The organism is Intrasporangium flavum, assembly GCF_001956915.1.
GTDB classification, from domain to species: Bacteria; Actinomycetota; Actinomycetes; order Actinomycetales; family Dermatophilaceae; genus Monashia; species Monashia flava.
This window is the reverse complement of sequence record NZ_MLJO01000008.1, coordinates 34,559-48,497: the sequence shown is the minus strand read 5'-3', so window position 1 is coordinate 48,497 and position 13,939 is coordinate 34,559. Positions and strand designations below refer to the sequence as shown.

16 protein-coding genes are annotated in these 13,939 nt (G+C 73.4%); 10 read left to right on the top strand and 6 right to left on the bottom strand.

Annotated elements, in window-relative coordinates:
- Positions 1-6: 6 nt before the first annotated feature.
- The 4 genes from hemB to BIV28_RS06810 all read left to right on the top strand — a co-directional run bounded on the left by hemB (position 7) and on the right by BIV28_RS06810 (position 3,597).
- The gene (hemB, locus tag BIV28_RS06825; protein ID WP_076260457.1) at positions 7-972 is read left to right on the top strand and encodes a porphobilinogen synthase; all 966 of its coding nucleotides are present in this window, start codon (positions 7-9) and stop codon (positions 970-972) included.
- Positions 973-1,004: 32 nt separating this feature from the next.
- Positions 1,005-1,493 carry a MarR family winged helix-turn-helix transcriptional regulator gene (locus BIV28_RS06820; protein ID WP_076260455.1) on the top strand — a complete coding sequence of 163 codons (489 nt, stop codon included), beginning with the start codon at positions 1,005-1,007 and terminating at the stop codon, positions 1,491-1,493.
- A gap of 34 nt (positions 1,494-1,527) precedes the next feature.
- Entirely contained in the window at positions 1,528-2,862 is a 1,335-nt protein-coding gene (gene hemL / locus BIV28_RS06815) for a glutamate-1-semialdehyde 2,1-aminomutase (protein WP_076260454.1), read from the top strand.
- A 114-nt stretch (positions 2,863-2,976) separates the two neighbouring features.
- Positions 2,977-3,597 (top strand): antibiotic biosynthesis monooxygenase, encoded by a 621-nt coding sequence (locus BIV28_RS06810; RefSeq protein ID WP_076260452.1) that lies wholly within the window; start codon positions 2,977-2,979, stop codon positions 3,595-3,597.
- Positions 3,598-3,760: 163 nt separating this feature from the next.
- Here BIV28_RS06810 and BIV28_RS06805 read toward each other — a convergent pair whose 3' ends face one another.
- Positions 3,761-4,378: a LysE family transporter gene (locus tag BIV28_RS06805; protein WP_076260450.1), complete on the bottom strand. Its 618-nt coding sequence runs from the start codon at positions 4,376-4,378 to the stop codon at positions 3,761-3,763.
- A 128-nt stretch (positions 4,379-4,506) separates the two neighbouring features.
- On the opposite strand from BIV28_RS06805, the gene BIV28_RS06800 reads away from it, so the two are divergent.
- The 6 genes from BIV28_RS06800 to BIV28_RS06775 are packed head-to-tail and all read left to right on the top strand — an operon-like array spanning position 4,507 to position 9,557.
- A complete protein-coding gene (locus BIV28_RS06800; RefSeq protein ID WP_076260449.1) occupies positions 4,507-5,187 on the top strand; it encodes a histidine phosphatase family protein in 681 nt (226 codons plus the stop codon).
- Entirely contained in the window at positions 5,187-5,801 is a 615-nt protein-coding gene (locus BIV28_RS06795) for a TlpA family protein disulfide reductase (RefSeq protein WP_076260447.1), read from the top strand. The genes BIV28_RS06800 and BIV28_RS06795 overlap by 1 nt, the downstream gene beginning before the upstream one ends.
- An 8-nt stretch (positions 5,802-5,809) precedes the next feature.
- Positions 5,810-6,553 carry a cytochrome c biogenesis CcdA family protein gene (locus tag BIV28_RS06790; RefSeq protein WP_076260445.1) on the top strand — a complete coding sequence of 248 codons (744 nt, stop codon included), beginning with the start codon at positions 5,810-5,812 and terminating at the stop codon, positions 6,551-6,553.
- On the top strand, positions 6,553-8,241 hold the full coding sequence (gene resB, locus BIV28_RS06785; RefSeq protein WP_076260443.1) for a cytochrome c biogenesis protein ResB: 1,689 nt from the start codon (positions 6,553-6,555) through the stop codon (positions 8,239-8,241). The genes BIV28_RS06790 and resB overlap by 1 nt, the downstream gene beginning before the upstream one ends.
- Complete coding sequence (gene ccsB / locus BIV28_RS06780; RefSeq protein ID WP_076260441.1) at positions 8,238-9,233, top strand: c-type cytochrome biogenesis protein CcsB; 996 nt, start codon at positions 8,238-8,240, stop codon at positions 9,231-9,233. The genes resB and ccsB overlap by 4 nt, the downstream gene beginning before the upstream one ends.
- 9 nt (positions 9,234-9,242) lie before the next feature.
- A complete protein-coding gene (locus BIV28_RS06775) occupies positions 9,243-9,557 on the top strand; it encodes a DUF4229 domain-containing protein (RefSeq protein ID WP_076260439.1) in 315 nt (104 codons plus the stop codon).
- A gap of 50 nt (positions 9,558-9,607) precedes the next feature.
- On the opposite strand, the gene BIV28_RS06770 is transcribed toward BIV28_RS06775, so the two are convergent.
- From BIV28_RS06770 to BIV28_RS06750, 5 genes are all read right to left on the bottom strand, one after another.
- Positions 9,608-10,834, bottom strand: coding sequence for a flavin-containing monooxygenase (locus BIV28_RS06770; protein WP_076260438.1), 1,227 nt, complete (start codon positions 10,832-10,834; stop codon positions 9,608-9,610).
- A gap of 108 nt (positions 10,835-10,942) precedes the next feature.
- Positions 10,943-11,818 carry a 1,4-dihydroxy-2-naphthoate polyprenyltransferase gene (locus BIV28_RS06765; RefSeq protein WP_076260436.1) on the bottom strand — a complete coding sequence of 292 codons (876 nt, stop codon included), beginning with the start codon at positions 11,816-11,818 and terminating at the stop codon, positions 10,943-10,945.
- A 17-nt stretch (positions 11,819-11,835) separates the two neighbouring features.
- Positions 11,836-12,171: a PLD nuclease N-terminal domain-containing protein gene (locus tag BIV28_RS06760; RefSeq protein ID WP_242652809.1), complete on the bottom strand. Its 336-nt coding sequence runs from the start codon at positions 12,169-12,171 to the stop codon at positions 11,836-11,838.
- 4 nt (positions 12,172-12,175) lie between these two features.
- Positions 12,176-13,414 carry an o-succinylbenzoate--CoA ligase gene (gene menE / locus BIV28_RS06755; RefSeq protein WP_083707111.1) on the bottom strand — a complete coding sequence of 413 codons (1,239 nt, stop codon included), beginning with the start codon at positions 13,412-13,414 and terminating at the stop codon, positions 12,176-12,178.
- Between the two features lie 119 nt (positions 13,415-13,533).
- Positions 13,534-13,911: a DUF6188 family protein gene (locus BIV28_RS06750; RefSeq protein WP_076260432.1), complete on the bottom strand. Its 378-nt coding sequence runs from the start codon at positions 13,909-13,911 to the stop codon at positions 13,534-13,536.
- Between the last annotated feature and the right edge of the window lie 28 nt (positions 13,912-13,939).

Sequence of the window (13,939 nt, the reverse complement as noted above, 5' to 3'; positions counted from 1 at the left end):
GCCGCCGTGATCGAGCGTCCGCGCCGACTCCGGCAGACCTCCGCCCTCCGGTCCCTCGTGGCCGAGACGCGCCTGCACCCGCGTGACCTCGTGCTGCCGGTGTTCGTCGCCGAGGGCCTGGGCGAGCCCCGTCCCATCGACAGCATGCCGGGCGTGCAGCAGCACACCCTCGCCAGCGTCGTCGACGTCGCCCGACGCTGCGTGGCCGCGGGCGTCGGCGGGATCATGCTCTTCGGGGTCCCGGAGAGCAAGGACGCCACCGGGTCGGGCGGCATCGACCCCGAGGGCATCCTCAACCTCGCGCTGCGGGCCGTGCGTGACGCCGTGGGCGATGACCTCGTCGTCATGGCCGACACGTGTCTCGACGAGTTCACCGACCACGGCCACTGCGGCGTCCTCGACGAGCAGGGCCGCGTCGACAACGACGCGACCGACGAGCTGTACGCCGAGCTGGCCGTGGCCCAGGCGAGGGCCGGTGCCCACGTGGTGGCCCCCTCGGGGATGATGGACGGCCAGGTCGCCGTCATCCGCGAGGCGCTCGACGCCGAGGGCCTCACCGACACCGTCATCCTCGCCTACTCGGCGAAGTACGCCTCAGCGTTCTTCGGGCCGTTCCGCGAGGCCGTGCAGTCGAGCCTCCAGGGCGACCGCCGCACCTACCAGCAGGACCCGGCGAACATCGTCGAGTCGCTGCGCGAGATCGACCTCGACATCGCCGAGGGCGCGGACATGGTCATGGTCAAGCCGGCCATGAGCTACCTCGACGTCGTCGCCGCGGCGGCGGAGCGCTCGTCGGTGCCGGTGGCGGCCTACCAGGTCTCGGGCGAGTACTCGATGATCCACGCGGCCGCCGCGAACGGCTGGATCGACCTGCGTGCCACGGCCCTCGAGTCGCTGACCTCGATCCGTCGCGCCGGCGCGCAGGTCGTCCTCACGTATTTCGCGCTCGACGTCGCCGACTGGCTCGCCTGACGCCGTACGATCAGGGGGCGCAGGAGGTGCACATGGCCGGTGGTTCAGGGGACGACGGCGTGAGGTGGCTCGACGACGGCGAGCAGCGGTCGTGGCGTGCCGTGCTGCGTGGCACGCGTCTGCTCGAGCGGGCGCTCGACGAGGCGCTCGGCGACGCGGGAATTGCCTTGAGCGAGTACGAGATCATCTCGATGCTCTCGGAGAGCCCGAACCACCGGCTGCGGATGAGCGAGCTCGCCTCGATGGTCGTGCAGTCGCGCAGCCGGCTCACCCACACCGCCAAACGCCTCGAGGAGCGCGGCTGGGTCGCGCGCGAGTCGTGCCTGGAGGACAAGCGGGGCGTCGAGCTGGTGCTGACGGCCGGCGGTCTCGCTGCGGTCCAGGACATCTCGAGGGTCCACGTGCAGAGCGTGCGCGACAACCTCGTCGACATCATGACGCGCGAGCAGTTCCGGGCCATCGGCGACGCCATGGCGATCGTCCGTGACCACCTCGACCCCGAGGGTGCGAGCGGCCGCTGACCCGGTGTCCCGGACGGGTTGCGACAATGGGCGAATGAGCACGCAGCCCACGACCGCCCCCGACACGACCGACGCCCCCGCCTCGGCGGCCCTCCTCGAGCGGGCCGGACGCGTCATCCCCGGCGGCGTCAACTCGCCGGTGCGCGCCTTCCGCGCCGTCGGTGGCACGCCCCGCTTCATGCGCAGCGGACAGGGCGCGTGGCTCACCGACGCGGACGGCAAGAAGTACGTCGACCTCATCTGCTCGTGGGGACCGATGATCCTCGGCCACGCGCACCCGGACGTGCTGCGTGCCGTCAACGAGGCTGCGGCGCAAGGCTTCTCGTTCGGCACGCCCTCGGAGAACGAGGTGCTCCTCGCCGAGGAGATCGTCGCGCGTATGGAGCCCGTCGAGCAGGTCCGCCTCGTCAACTCCGGCACCGAGGCGACGATGTCGGCCATCCGCCTGGCCCGCGGCTTCACCGGCCGCGACGTCGTCGTGAAGTTCGCCGGCTGCTACCACGGCCACGTCGACGCCCTGCTCGCCTCGGCCGGCTCGGGCGTCGCGACGTTCGCGCTGCCCGACTCCGCCGGCGTGCCCCGCTCGAGCGCCGGCGAGACGATCGTGCTGCCCTACAACGACGTCGCGGCCCTCGAGGCGGCGTTCGCCGAGCGCGGCGAGGAGATCGCCGCGGTCATCACCGAGGCCGCCCCCGGCAACATGGGCGTCGTCCCGCCGGCCCCCGGCTTCACCGAGGCGCTGCGCCGCGTCACCACGGCCCACGGCGCCCTGCTCGTGTCCGACGAGGTCATGACCGGCTTCCGGGCCTCGGCGTCGGGCTACTTCGGCTGCGAGGAGCACCCGTCGGGTCCGGCCGACCTCTACACGTTCGGCAAGGTCATGGGCGGCGGGTTCCCCACCGCGGCCTTCGGCGGGCGCGCCGACGTCATGGCGCTGCTCGCGCCGCAGGGCCCCGTCTACCAGGCCGGCACGCTGTCGGGTAACCCCGTCGCATCGGCCGCGGGCCTAGCGACCCTGCGCGGCTGCACGCCGGCCGTGTACGAGCGGCTCGGCGTCGTGGCCCGCACCATCGCCGACGCCGTCGGCGCCGAGCTGTCCGCGGCGTCGGTGCCGCACACCGTGCAGTGGGCCGGGTCGATGTTCTCGGTCTTCTTCCGCGACGGCGCGGTGAGCAGCTACGACGACGCCAAGGCGCAGGACACCGACGCGTTCCGCCGGTTCTTCCACGCGATGCTGGCCCAGGGCGTCCACCTGCCGCCTAGCGCCTTCGAGTCGTGGTTCGTCTCGGCGGCCCACGACGACGAGGCGGTCGGGCACGTGCTCGCGGCCCTGCCCGCGGCGGCCCGCGCGGCCGCGACGCCGGACTGACCCGCACTGACCCGGGCGGGTCCCGGGACCTTGTCCGGCGCCTGGCGGGGGGAGGACGCTGGACGGCGACGGCGGCGCCGTCGGGGCGCGGCCTCGAGGCAAGGGAGGTGGGCCGTGTACGCACGTTCCACGACGGTCACGGGCCAAGCGGGCATGGTGGAGGCGGGCATCGCGCACGTCAAGGACACGGTGATGCCGCAGGTCAGAGCGATGGACGGCTGCGTCGGGCTCTCCCTCATCGCCGACCGTGAGAGCGGCCGGTGCATCGTCACCACCGCGTGGCGCGACGAGGCCGCGATGCGTGGCACGGCCGACGCCGTCATGCCGCTGCGCGAGGCCGCGGCGAGCATGTTCGGCGGCGAGACCTCCGTCAACGAGTGGGAGGTCGCCTACCTGCACCGGGACCACCGGTCCGCCGAGGGCGCGTGCACCCGCGTCACGTGGACCGAGGGCGACCCGGCCACGATCGACCGGGCCGTCGACATGTTCAAGAGCTCGATCATGCCCAGGGTCGAGATGCTCGACGGGTTCTGCAGCGCGAGCATGCTCGTGGACCGGGCGTCCGGTCGCTGCTGCGTGACGGCGTCCTACGACTCGACCGAGGCGATGGGCCGGGCCCGCGACGCCGCGATGGGCCTGCGCGCCGACCTCGCGCAGGAGACCGGCATGCGGATCACCGAGGTGGCCGAGTTCGAGCTGGCCCTGGCCCACCTCGACGTGCCCGAGCTCGTCTGAGGCTCCGACCGCCGTGACAAAGTGCCCACTCGGCCGTGGGGTGTGGCCTCAACCGGTCGAGTGGGCGCTTTCTCCGCGTGGGAAAGTGCCCCTCGACGGTGGGTGTGGCCTCAACCGGTCGAGTGGGCACATTCTCCGCGTGGGTCGCGTGGTGCCCCGTCGGTCAGTGGACGGTGGCGAGCAGGACGCCGGCGCCGACGAAGAGGCTGCCGAAGACGCGTCCGAGCGTGCGACGCCCCGACTCGCGGGCCGTGAGCCGGCGCAGCCCGCGCGCGGCGAGCGCGAAGACGAACCACATGACGACGACGTCGATGACGACGACGGTCGCCGCGAGCACCGCGTACTGCGGCAGGAGCGGCCGAGTGGGGTCGACGAACTGCGGGGTGAAGGCGAGGAAGAACACGACCGCCTTGGGGTTGGTGAGGTTGACGAGCAGGCCGCGCCGGAACATCGACCAGCCCGACTCGCGCGCGACCTCGCCCTCGTCCTGCGCCCCGCCCCGGGCGCGGAGCTGGCGGACGCCGAGGTACACCAGGTACGCGGCGCCGGCGTAGCGCACGATGCTGAAGAGCACCGGCGACCCGGCGACGACGACGCCCACGCCCGCGGCGACGACGGCGATGTGCACGAACAGGGCCGCCTGCTGGCCGAGGATGCCCCAGATGGCGCGGGCCCAGCCCGAGCCGATCGAGTTGGCCATGGTGTTGACCGCGCCGGCGCCCGGCGTCAGGGAGATGAGCACGCCCGCCGCGCAGAGGGCGAACCAGACCGAGAGGGACACGCGGGGAGTGTAGGGCCGACGCGCCGGGCGGCGCCGGGCATCTCACCTACCGCCTGCCGACGCCTCGCGCAACCGGGGGGCCGACCGCGGATTCGGCCGTTGGCGGACCGTTTGAGACACTGGGGCACATGACGCAGAGCACGGCCGGAGGCAGCGGGGAGCCCGCCGACACCACCGCCGACACGACCGTCGTGCACCTCATGCGCCACGGCGAGGTCCACAACCCCGACGGCGTGCTCTACGGGCGGCTCGAGGGCTACCACCTCAGCGACCTCGGCCGCGAGATGGCCGACGTCGTCGCCGCCCACCTGGCGACCAACGACGTCACCTACGTCGTCGCCTCCCCGCTCGAGCGCGCCCAGGAGACCGCGGCCCCGATCGCGCGCAGTCACGGCCTCGACATCGCCACCGACGCCCGCCTCATCGAGTCGGCCAACCACTTCGAGGGCGGTCGCACGAGCAAGAAGGACCTGCTGCACCCGCGGCACTGGCACGTCCTCGCCAACCCGACCAAGCCGTCGTGGGGCGAGCCGTACGAGGTCATCGCCGCCCGGATGCTCGAGGCCGTCGACGCCGCGCGCGAGGCGGCCCGCGGCCACGAGGCCGTCGTCGTCTCGCACCAGCTGCCGGTCTGGACCGTCCGCAACAAGCTCGAGGGCCGGCGCCTGTGGCACGACCCCCGCAAGCGCGTCTGCACCCTGGCCTCGCTGACGTCGCTGACCTACGTCGGCGACGAGCTCGCCTCGATCACCTACTCCGAGCCGGCCTCCGCGCTGCTCGCCGGCGCCAGCAGGAGCGTGGGCGCCTGATGTCCGACCTCGACCGACGCACCGTCCTGCGCTGGGGTGCCGTGGCCATGGCCGGCGGGCTCGCCCTCGTCACCGCGGCCTGCACCTCCGACCCGAACTCCGTGGAGTCCCAAGCTCGCTCGGGAGACCGCAAGGGCTACGTCGCCGGCGACGGCTCGATCGAGCAGCTGACGCCCGCCCAGCGCGGCGAGCCCGTGGAGCTGCTCGGCACGACGCTCGAGGGCGAGCAGTGGTCGCTCAAGGACAAGGACGGCGCGGTCGTCGTCGTCAACGTCTGGGGCTCGTGGTGCCCGCCGTGCATCGAGGAGACGCCGGCGCTGCAGAAGGCGTGGGAGAAGGTCCAGGCCGACCGCAAGGACGTCGTCTTCATCGGCATGGACAAGCTCGAGGGCCCGGAGACCGGCCTCGCCTTCCAGAAGGCCAAGGGCGTCACCTACCCCTCGCTCGCCTACGACGGCGGGGTGCCGCTCCTCGCCCTGCAAGGCAAGGCGTCGGCCACCCCGACCACCCTCGTGCTCGACGGCGAGGGCCGGATCGCCGCGCGTGTCTCCGGCCCCGTCACCACCTCGACCCTGCTGGGACTCGTCGACGACGTCCTCGCCGAGCAGGGCTGAGACCGCCCGTGACCCCCGACCTCACCACCGGCTCGCTGCTCGTCGCGGCGGTGGTCGCGCTCGCCGCGGGGTTCGTCTCCTTCGCCTCCCCGTGCGTCCTGCCGCTCGTGCCCGGCTTCCTCGGGTACGTCACCGGGCTGTCCGAGGTGTCGCTGGGGGAGCGCTCGCGCGGTCGCCTCGTGCTCGGCGCGCTCCTGTTCGTCCTCGGCTTCTCCGTCGTCTTCCTCCTCGGGGCCGCGACCCTGTCGGGCCTCGGGGTGGCGCTGCGCGAGCACCAGGCGCTGCTGCTGCGCGTCGGCGGCGTGCTCGTCATCGTCGCGGCCCTGATGTTCCTCGGCCTCGGCGACCGGTTCTCGGCGCAGCTGGGCTGGCGCCCCCGGGCGGGCCTGGCCGGTGCGCCGCTGCTCGGCGCGGTGTTCGGCCTCGGCTGGGCCCCGTGCATGGGCCCGACGCTCGGGGCGATCCTCGCCATGGCGGCGCCGCTGTCGGCCGAGTCCGGCACCGTCGGCCGCGGCGTGCTCCTCGCGGTCTTCTACTGCCTCGGCCTCGGGGTCCCGTTCCTGCTCATGGCGGCCCTGTGGGAGCGGGCGGGTCGGGCCAACGCCTGGCTGCGCCGGCACCGTCGCCCCATCCAGCTCGTCGGGGGTGGCCTGCTGCTCGCCGTCGGCGTCCTCATGGTCAGCGGCCTGTGGGAGGACGTCATCCTCTGGGTCCAGACCCACTTCGTCGCGACGTTCCAGGTGGCCCTCTGATGACGACCGGTACCCCGACGAAGAAGGCCGCGAAGGCCCTCAAGGCGCAGGAGCGCCAGGAGCGCCGCGACCGCGAGCCGGTGCTGCCCGAGCTCGGCCCCGTCGGCCTGCTGCGCTGGGGCTGGCGGCAGCTGACGAGCATGCGCACCGCGCTCTTCCTGCTCCTGCTGCTCGCCATCGCGGCCGTGCCCGGCTCGATCTTCCCGCAGCGCAACATCGACGCCGGACGCGTCGCCGACTACATCGCCCAGAACCCGACGTCGTCGCCGTGGCTCGACCGGTTCGGGTTCTTCGACGTCTACTCCTCGCCGTGGTTCTCGGCGATCTACCTGCTCCTCTTCGTCTCCCTCGTCGGGTGCATCGTCCCGCGCACCAAGGTGCACGTCGCCGCCCTGCGCGCCCGGCCGCCGAAGGCGCCCGCGCGCCTGCGCCGCCTCGACGAGAGCGCCGAGCTGACGACGACGCTGAGCTCCGAGGAGGCGCTGCAGGTCGCGCGGGAGGTGCTGCGCGCCAAGCGGTTCCGCGTCCACTCGCACGACGCGTCGTCCGTCAGCGCCGAGTCGGGCTACCTGCGCGAGACCGGCAACCTGCTCTTCCACCTCGCGCTCACCGGCATCATCGTCGGGATGGCCGTCGGGCACCTCTTCGGCTGGCGCGGCGACGTCATCCTGCCCGAGGGCGAGAAGCTCGCCGCCTCCGCCGGCACCTTCAACACGTGGTCGCCGGGGCCGTGGGTCAGCGACGAGTCGCTGCCGCCGTTCGTCCTGTCGCTGACCAAGCTGCACGTCGCGTTCGAGGAGGCGCCCGGCAAGGACTTCGGCAAGCCCCGCGACTTCACCGCCGAGGCGACGCTCTCGCCCGAGCCCGGGGCACCCGCCGCCGACGAGTCGATCAGCGTCAACCACCCGGCCAGCGTCGACGGCGCCGACATCTTCCTGCTCGGCAACGGCTACACCCCGGTCATCACGGTCCGCGACGCCAAGGGCACCGTCCTCTACCGGGAGGCCACCCCGTTCCTGCCGCAGGACCCCAACTACCGCTCGGTCGGCGTCGTCAAGGTGCCCTCGGCCTCCCCGAAACAGCTCGGGTTCACCGGCTTCTTCCTGCCGACCGCCGAGCCGACGTTCAAGAACGGGCCGGTGTCGCTGTTCCCCGACGCCCAGAACCCGGAGCTCGCGCTGTCGGTGTGGGAGGGCGACCTCTTCCCCGGCAACCGGCCGCAGTCGGTGTACACGCTCAACACCGACGAGATGAAGCAGGTGACCGGAAGCGACGGCACGCCCGAGCTCGTCCGGCTCAAGCTCGGCGAGACCAAGCAGCTGCCCGGCGGGCGCGGCTCGATCAGCTTCGACTCGGTCAAGCGTTTCGCCGGCCTCTCGGTGCGCACCGACCCCGGCGCCCCGGTCAGCCTCGTCAGCGCGCTGCTCGCCACGGGCGGGCTCATCCTCGGCCTCACCATCAAGCGCCGACGCGTCTTCGTCCGCGTCCGCCCCGCCGCCGAGGCGGCCGGATCGGGCCCGGGCGGGCCGGGTGGGGCAGGTGGGCCGGACCCCGAGGCTGGGGCGGCCGTAGGGGCACCGGCTACCGTGGTCACCATCGGTGGCCTCTCCAAGGACTCCGACCCCGGGCTCGCCGCGATCGTCGCGGCCGTGCACGACCGACTGGCAGAACGGAACGACCGCTCGTGAACCTCGCAGGCAACGCGAACGCCGCGCTCTACGCGTCGATGATCGTCTACACGCTGGCCATGCTCGCCTTCACGTGGCACCTCGCGGCGCGCGCGCCGAAGGTCGCCGAGTCGCGGGTGGCCGACCGCGAGCAGGTGCTCGTCGGCGCGACCTCGAGCACGACCACGGGCGCCGGCGCGGACGACCGGAGCCGCCCGGTGTCGCCGTACGCGGCCGGCGCCGGCTACGAGGAGAGTCTCAAGAGCCGCCAGCGCGGCAGCATCGCGCTGATGCTCACCTACCTGGCCTCGGCGCTGCTCGCCGGGTCGGTGCTGATGCGCGGTCTCGCCGTGTCGCGCCCGCCGTGGGGCAACATGTTCGAGTTCGCCACGGCGGCGGCCGCGGCCGTCGGCGTCGTCTACTCGCTCCTCGCGCGCCGCAAGCGGTGGGAGTGGCTCGGCGTCTTCATCGTCACCCCGATCCTGCTCGTCCTCGGCCTCTCGCTCACCGTGCTCTACACCGAGGCCGGCGAGCTCATGCCGGCGCTCAAGTCGTACTGGCTCGGCATCCACGTGTCCGTGGCCTTCATCGCCGTCGCCTTCTTCACCATCGCGGCCGCCATCGGCGTGCTCTACCTCGTGCGCCGCCGCCGCGAGGACAAGCCGGTCAAGCCCACCTTCATCGAGTCGCTGCCGTCGTCGGCGGCCCTCGAGCGGGCGGCCTACAGCATCAACATGGTCGGCTTCATCCTGTGGACCTTCACCCTCATCGCCGGGGCCATCTGGGCCAAGCAGGCGTGGGGCGCCTACTGGCAGTGGGACCCCAAGGAGGTGTGGACGTTCGTCATCTGGGTCGTCTACGCCGCGTACATGCACGGTCGGGCCACGGCCGGTGTCGACCACCGGCGCTCGATGTACATCGCGCTCGGCGGCTACGTCTGCGTCATCATCAACTTCACCCTGGTCAACCTCGTGTCGACGTTCGTCGGCATGCACAACTACTCGGGCATGTGAGGGTCTGACATGGTCCGGTACGGCTTGCTGCGCCTGCTCATCTTCTTCGGTTTCCTCCTGCTCTTCTGGCTCATCGGGATCCGCGACAACCCGGTGCTGCTCATCGGGGCGGCCGCGCTGTCCTCGGCGGCGGCGTCCTACGTCCTGCTGCGCGGCATGCGCGACGAGATCACCGCGAACCTCGTCGAGCGCCACGAGGCGCGCGCCCAGGCCAAGCAGGAGGCGGCGGCGTCGGCTCCCGCGCCCTCCAGCGACGAGGCGGCCGAGGACGCCGAGGTCGACGGTGTCGGGCCGGCCGAGCGCGGGGACACCCGCGACCGCTGACGAGCCGCGCGGGTTCGCGTGGGTTCGCCCGGGTTCGCCCAGGCGGTCGCTCAGGCGACGCCGAGACGCGCGGCGACGCGGTCGGCCGTGCAGGCGGCGTCCGCACCGACGCCGAAGAGCAGCGCCGAGCTGCGCCGGCGCAGGAAGTGGACGCCGACGAAGTGCAGGTCGGGCGCTGCGGTGCTCTCGCCGTCGGTGTGCACCGGGAAGCCGAGGTCGTCGACGAGCCCGGGCACCCGGATCCACGAGGTGTAGTCGGGCCGGAACCCGGCCGCGACGAGGACCGATCCGAGCCGGCCGACCGGCACCGACTCGACGGGCGCGCCGGTGAGCGGTGCCGGTTCGGGCAGGTCGGGGCGCTCGAGGCCCTGGCGCGCGCACACCGCGAAGACGAGGTCGCGCAGGGTGCGGTAGACGCCGTCCCCGAAGGCGACCGAGGCGTCGAGGTCGGGGGCGAGGCGCACGTCGCCGTCCTGCGCCCCGAGCAGGTGGCCACCGAGCCGGACGCCGAGGGCGGCGAGCGTCCGGTAGTGCAGGTCGTGGCCGCCCCCGGCCCCGCTGACCTGGGGGTTCGCCCCCAGCCGGGCCGCGGGCGTCGGCAGCTCCTCGACCCGCTGGTCGAAGAAGGGCGTGTCGAGGAGCCACTCGAAGACGTCGCGACCGCCGGCCCGGCGCGGGAACCAGGGCGCCCGACCGCACGCCATGACGACCTCGCGTCCGGAGAGCGCGAGCTCCTCGGCCACCTGGCAGGCGCTCTGGCCGCTGCCGACGACGAGCACCGGGCCGTCGGGGAGCGAGCCGGGGTTGGCGTAGCCGGTCAGGTCGATGACCGGCAGCGACGCGGGGAGGCCGGCGCACGCCGCGGGCCGGTGCGGTCGCTGGTAGGCGCCGGTCGAGACGACGACGACCCGGCTGACGAGCGTCCCGGAGTCGGTGTCGAGGGTGAAGCCGCCGCCGGCGCGGGGCTGCAGGCGCCGCACGGCGCACCCGCCGCGGACCGGGGCGCGGAGCCGACCTGCCCACGACTCGAGGTGCCCCGCGATCTCGTCGCGGCCCATGAAGCCGTACGGGTCCTCGCCGCGGTAGGGCGCGCCGGGGAGGCGGACGGTGTGGTTCTGGCCCACGAGGGTGAAGCTGTCCCACCGGTGGCGCCACGAGGACCCGGGTGTCTCGGCCTCGAGCACGACGTGCTCCACCCCACGCTGCTCGAGCTCGTGGCTCGTGGCGAGCCCTGCCTGGCCGGCCCCGATGACGACGACGTCGGCGTCCTCCGACATGCCTCCACGGTGGCACCGGGGGCGGCGCCTGTCCGGCGAACCCGGGAAGAGGGAGGGGCTGCTCGGCCGCGGCGCACGGGCTGGGTCAGCAGCGGCGGACGGGCGGCCTCAGGCGCGGCCGAGGGCGAGCCCGACGGCGAGCAGCACCGACCACGCGAGCTGGAACCGCCCGGTGCCCGCGAGGGCCGGGATGAGGCCCGGCCCCGTCGCCCCGCCGAGCACGGCCTGCATCGGCCGCACGACGAGCGGCGCCGCGAGGAGGGCGAGCAGGGCCCACGGCGAGGTGAACGACACGATGCCGGCCACGACGAACGCGACGGCGACGAGGCCGACGTAGAAGGCGCGAGTGCCGCGCTCGCCCATCCGCACCGCGAGCGTCCGCTTGCCGTGCTCGCGGTCGGTGGGGATGTCGCGCAGGTTGTTGGCCACGAGGATCGCCGAGGCGAGGGCTCCGACGCCCACCGCGCCCCACCAGCACGCGGCGGTGGGCGGCGTCATGGTCGCCATGGTCCCGACGGTGGCGACGAGCCCGAAGAAGACGAAGACGAACACCTCGCCGAGGCCGAGGTAGCCGTAGGGGCGCTTCCCGCCGGTGTAGTACCAGGCGGCGAGCACGGCCGCGGCGCCGACGGGGATCATGACCCACAGCCCCGACAGGGCGACGAGGGCCAGGCCGACGACGGCCGCGAACCCGAACGAGGCGAACGCCGCGAACTTCACCGAGGACGGCTGGGCGAGCCGCTGCCCGACGAGGCGGACCGGCCCGACGCGCACCTCGTCGGTGCCGCGGATGCCGTCGGAGTAGTCGTTGGCGAAGTTGACGCCGACCTGAAGCGCGAGGGCGACGACGAGGGCGAGCACCGCATAGGCCCAGACGACGTGACCGGTCTGGTAGGCGGCGCCCGTCCCGACGAGGATCGGGGAGACGGCGGCGGGCAGGGTGCGAGGGCGGGCGCCCTCGATCCAATGGGACAGGGTGGCCATGGGGTCAGGCGGTCCTTCTACAGCTTGCGGAGGAAGTCGGGGTCGTCGTCAGGGCCCTTGGGGCCCGAGGGCCCGGACGGACGCCGCGGCCCCGGTCGACGCGGCCCACGAGCGGAGGGTCCCCCGCGGGCGTCCGTGCGCCCCGCCACGAGCCAGACGAGCGGTCCGAGGACCGGCACGAGCACCGCGATCAGCCACACCGGCTTGGGCATGACCCGGATGAGGCGGCGATCGGTCATGAGGCAGTCGACGAGCGCGTAGATCGTCGCGAAGACCACGAGGGCGATGAGCGCGACGCGCAGCACGACGACCTCCGGGCGACGAGAGGGGCGGGGACCCCTCCATCTTGCCACCGCGTCAGGACGCGTCGGTCGCCGACTCGGTCGCGGGCTCGGTGGCGGGCTCGGTGGCGGGCTCGGTCGTGGTGGCGCGTAGGGCCGCCCGGATCGCGGCACGGTCGGGCTTGCCCGGGCCGCGCAGGGGGATGGCGGGGAGCACGAGCACGCGGTGCGGCAGGGCGGCGTCGGGCAGGATGCCGCGCAGCCGCTCGCGCACCTGGGGCGTGGTGACGCGTCGGCTCGGGTCGACGAGCGTCACGGCGGCGCAGACGGACTCGCCCCACGTGGCGTCGGGGACGCCGAGCACGACGACGTCGGCGACGTCCTCGACGTGCCGGCTCACGGCGTCCTCCACGACGCCCGGGTTGATCTTGAGGCCGCCGGTGTTGATGACGTCGTCGGCGCGGCCGTCGACGACGAGGAGGCCGTCGTCGTCGAAGTGGCCGAGGTCGTCGGTCCGAAACCAGCGGACGCCGTCGGGGTCGGTGGTGAAGGCATCGGCCGTGAGGGCCGGCTCGCCGAGGTAGCCGTGGGCCACGGTGTCGCCGCCGAGCACGACGTGGCGGTCGTTGTCGACGTGGACCCGGCTGATCGGCAGCGGCAGGCCGTCGTAGACGCAGCCTCCCGCGGTCTCGCTCATGCCGTAGGTGAGGCTGAGGGCGACGTCGAGCGAGCGAGCGCGCTTGACCATGGCGGCCGGCGTCGCGGCGCCGCCGACGAGCACGCCGTCGAAGCGGCGCAGGGCGGCGACGCCGGCCGGGTCGTCGAGGAGCCGGCCGAGCTGTGTCGGCACGAGGGCCGTGTAGCGCTGACGCGCTGCGGGGGTCGTCGCGACGCGGGCGGTGGCCTCGGCGAAGGCCTCGACGGTGAAGCCGCCGCGCAGGTCGAGGACCGTCGGCGTCGTGCCGGCGGCCAGTGAGCGCAGCAGCACCTGCAGGCCGGCGATGTGGTGGGCGGGCATCGCGAGCAGCCAGGCCCCGCTGCCGCCGAGGGCGCGGTGGGTGGCCCAGGCGGAGCGGTCGAGGGACTCGGCGGTCAGGAGGGCGCGCTTGGGCCGGCCGGTCGAGCCGGACGTGCCGACGGCGACCGCGAGGCCCTCCGGCAGGGTCGCGGGGTCGTGGTCGGGCACCGTGGGCTCGGGCTCACCAGCGGCATAGGGGAGCACGGGCGAGCGTCCGGCGAGGGCCGCCTCGAGGTCCGGCAGGACGTCGAGCACCTGCGGACCCGCGGGGATCGGCAGCGGCCTCGGCGCGGACATGGCTGCCATTCTGCCTGTCGGCCGGCCCGGGTCCTGCCTCGGGAGGGCAGCCCGCTCGGGTGCCACGCGTTCCCTCGCGTGCTGCTCCCGCTGTGGGAGCCTGCGCGAGGGAACGAGCCTCAGTCGCGCCGCGGTCCCCACTCGGTGAGCCGCCCACCCGGCCCGCACACGATGATCTCGCCCCGCGGCCCGTACAGCTGCCACGACTCGTAGTCCGGGTCGGCCGCACACTTCAGGTGCCTGTCCGCGAATCCCACGATGAGATCACCGGCCACAGCGACCTCGACCTTCGTGATGCGAGCACCGAAGAGCCAGCGGAGGTCGTCGGGCAGCGCCGCCGCCATGACGTCGTCGTGGAGCACCGTTGCTGGACCATCGTCAGGTATGAGGGTGACGGCGCCTTCCAGATTGACCTGCCAGTCGCTCTCGGTCCAGAAGCGGAGCATGAAAGCGAGCTCGGCCTTGGCGATGATCTCGCCGTCGAGCTTCGGGATCATGGGCTCCATCCTTTCGGGAGGGCGATGA

What these genes read in the sequence shown, in the direction of transcription:
- menE (WP_083707111.1), bottom strand. Translation starts at nt 13,414, where the DNA reads ATGTCCGCGCCGAGGCCGCTGCCGATCCCCGCGGGTCCGCAGGTGCTC.
- BIV28_RS06770 (WP_076260438.1), bottom strand. Translation starts at nt 10,834, where the DNA reads ATGTCGGAGGACGCCGACGTCGTCGTCATCGGGGCCGGCCAGGCAGGG.
- BIV28_RS06800 (WP_076260449.1), top strand. Translation starts at nt 4,507, where the DNA reads ATGACGCAGAGCACGGCCGGAGGCAGCGGGGAGCCCGCCGACACCACC.
- BIV28_RS06750 (WP_076260432.1), bottom strand. Translation starts at nt 13,911, where the DNA reads ATGATCCCGAAGCTCGACGGCGAGATCATCGCCAAGGCCGAGCTCGCT.
- resB (WP_076260443.1), top strand. Translation starts at nt 6,553, where the DNA reads ATGACGACCGGTACCCCGACGAAGAAGGCCGCGAAGGCCCTCAAGGCG.
- hemL (WP_076260454.1), top strand. Translation starts at nt 1,528, where the DNA reads ATGAGCACGCAGCCCACGACCGCCCCCGACACGACCGACGCCCCCGCC.
- BIV28_RS06775 (WP_076260439.1), top strand. Translation starts at nt 9,243, where the DNA reads ATGGTCCGGTACGGCTTGCTGCGCCTGCTCATCTTCTTCGGTTTCCTC.
- BIV28_RS06765 (WP_076260436.1), bottom strand. Translation starts at nt 11,818, where the DNA reads ATGGCCACCCTGTCCCATTGGATCGAGGGCGCCCGCCCTCGCACCCTG.
- BIV28_RS06820 (WP_076260455.1), top strand. Translation starts at nt 1,005, where the DNA reads ATGGCCGGTGGTTCAGGGGACGACGGCGTGAGGTGGCTCGACGACGGC.
- BIV28_RS06795 (WP_076260447.1), top strand. Translation starts at nt 5,187, where the DNA reads ATGTCCGACCTCGACCGACGCACCGTCCTGCGCTGGGGTGCCGTGGCC.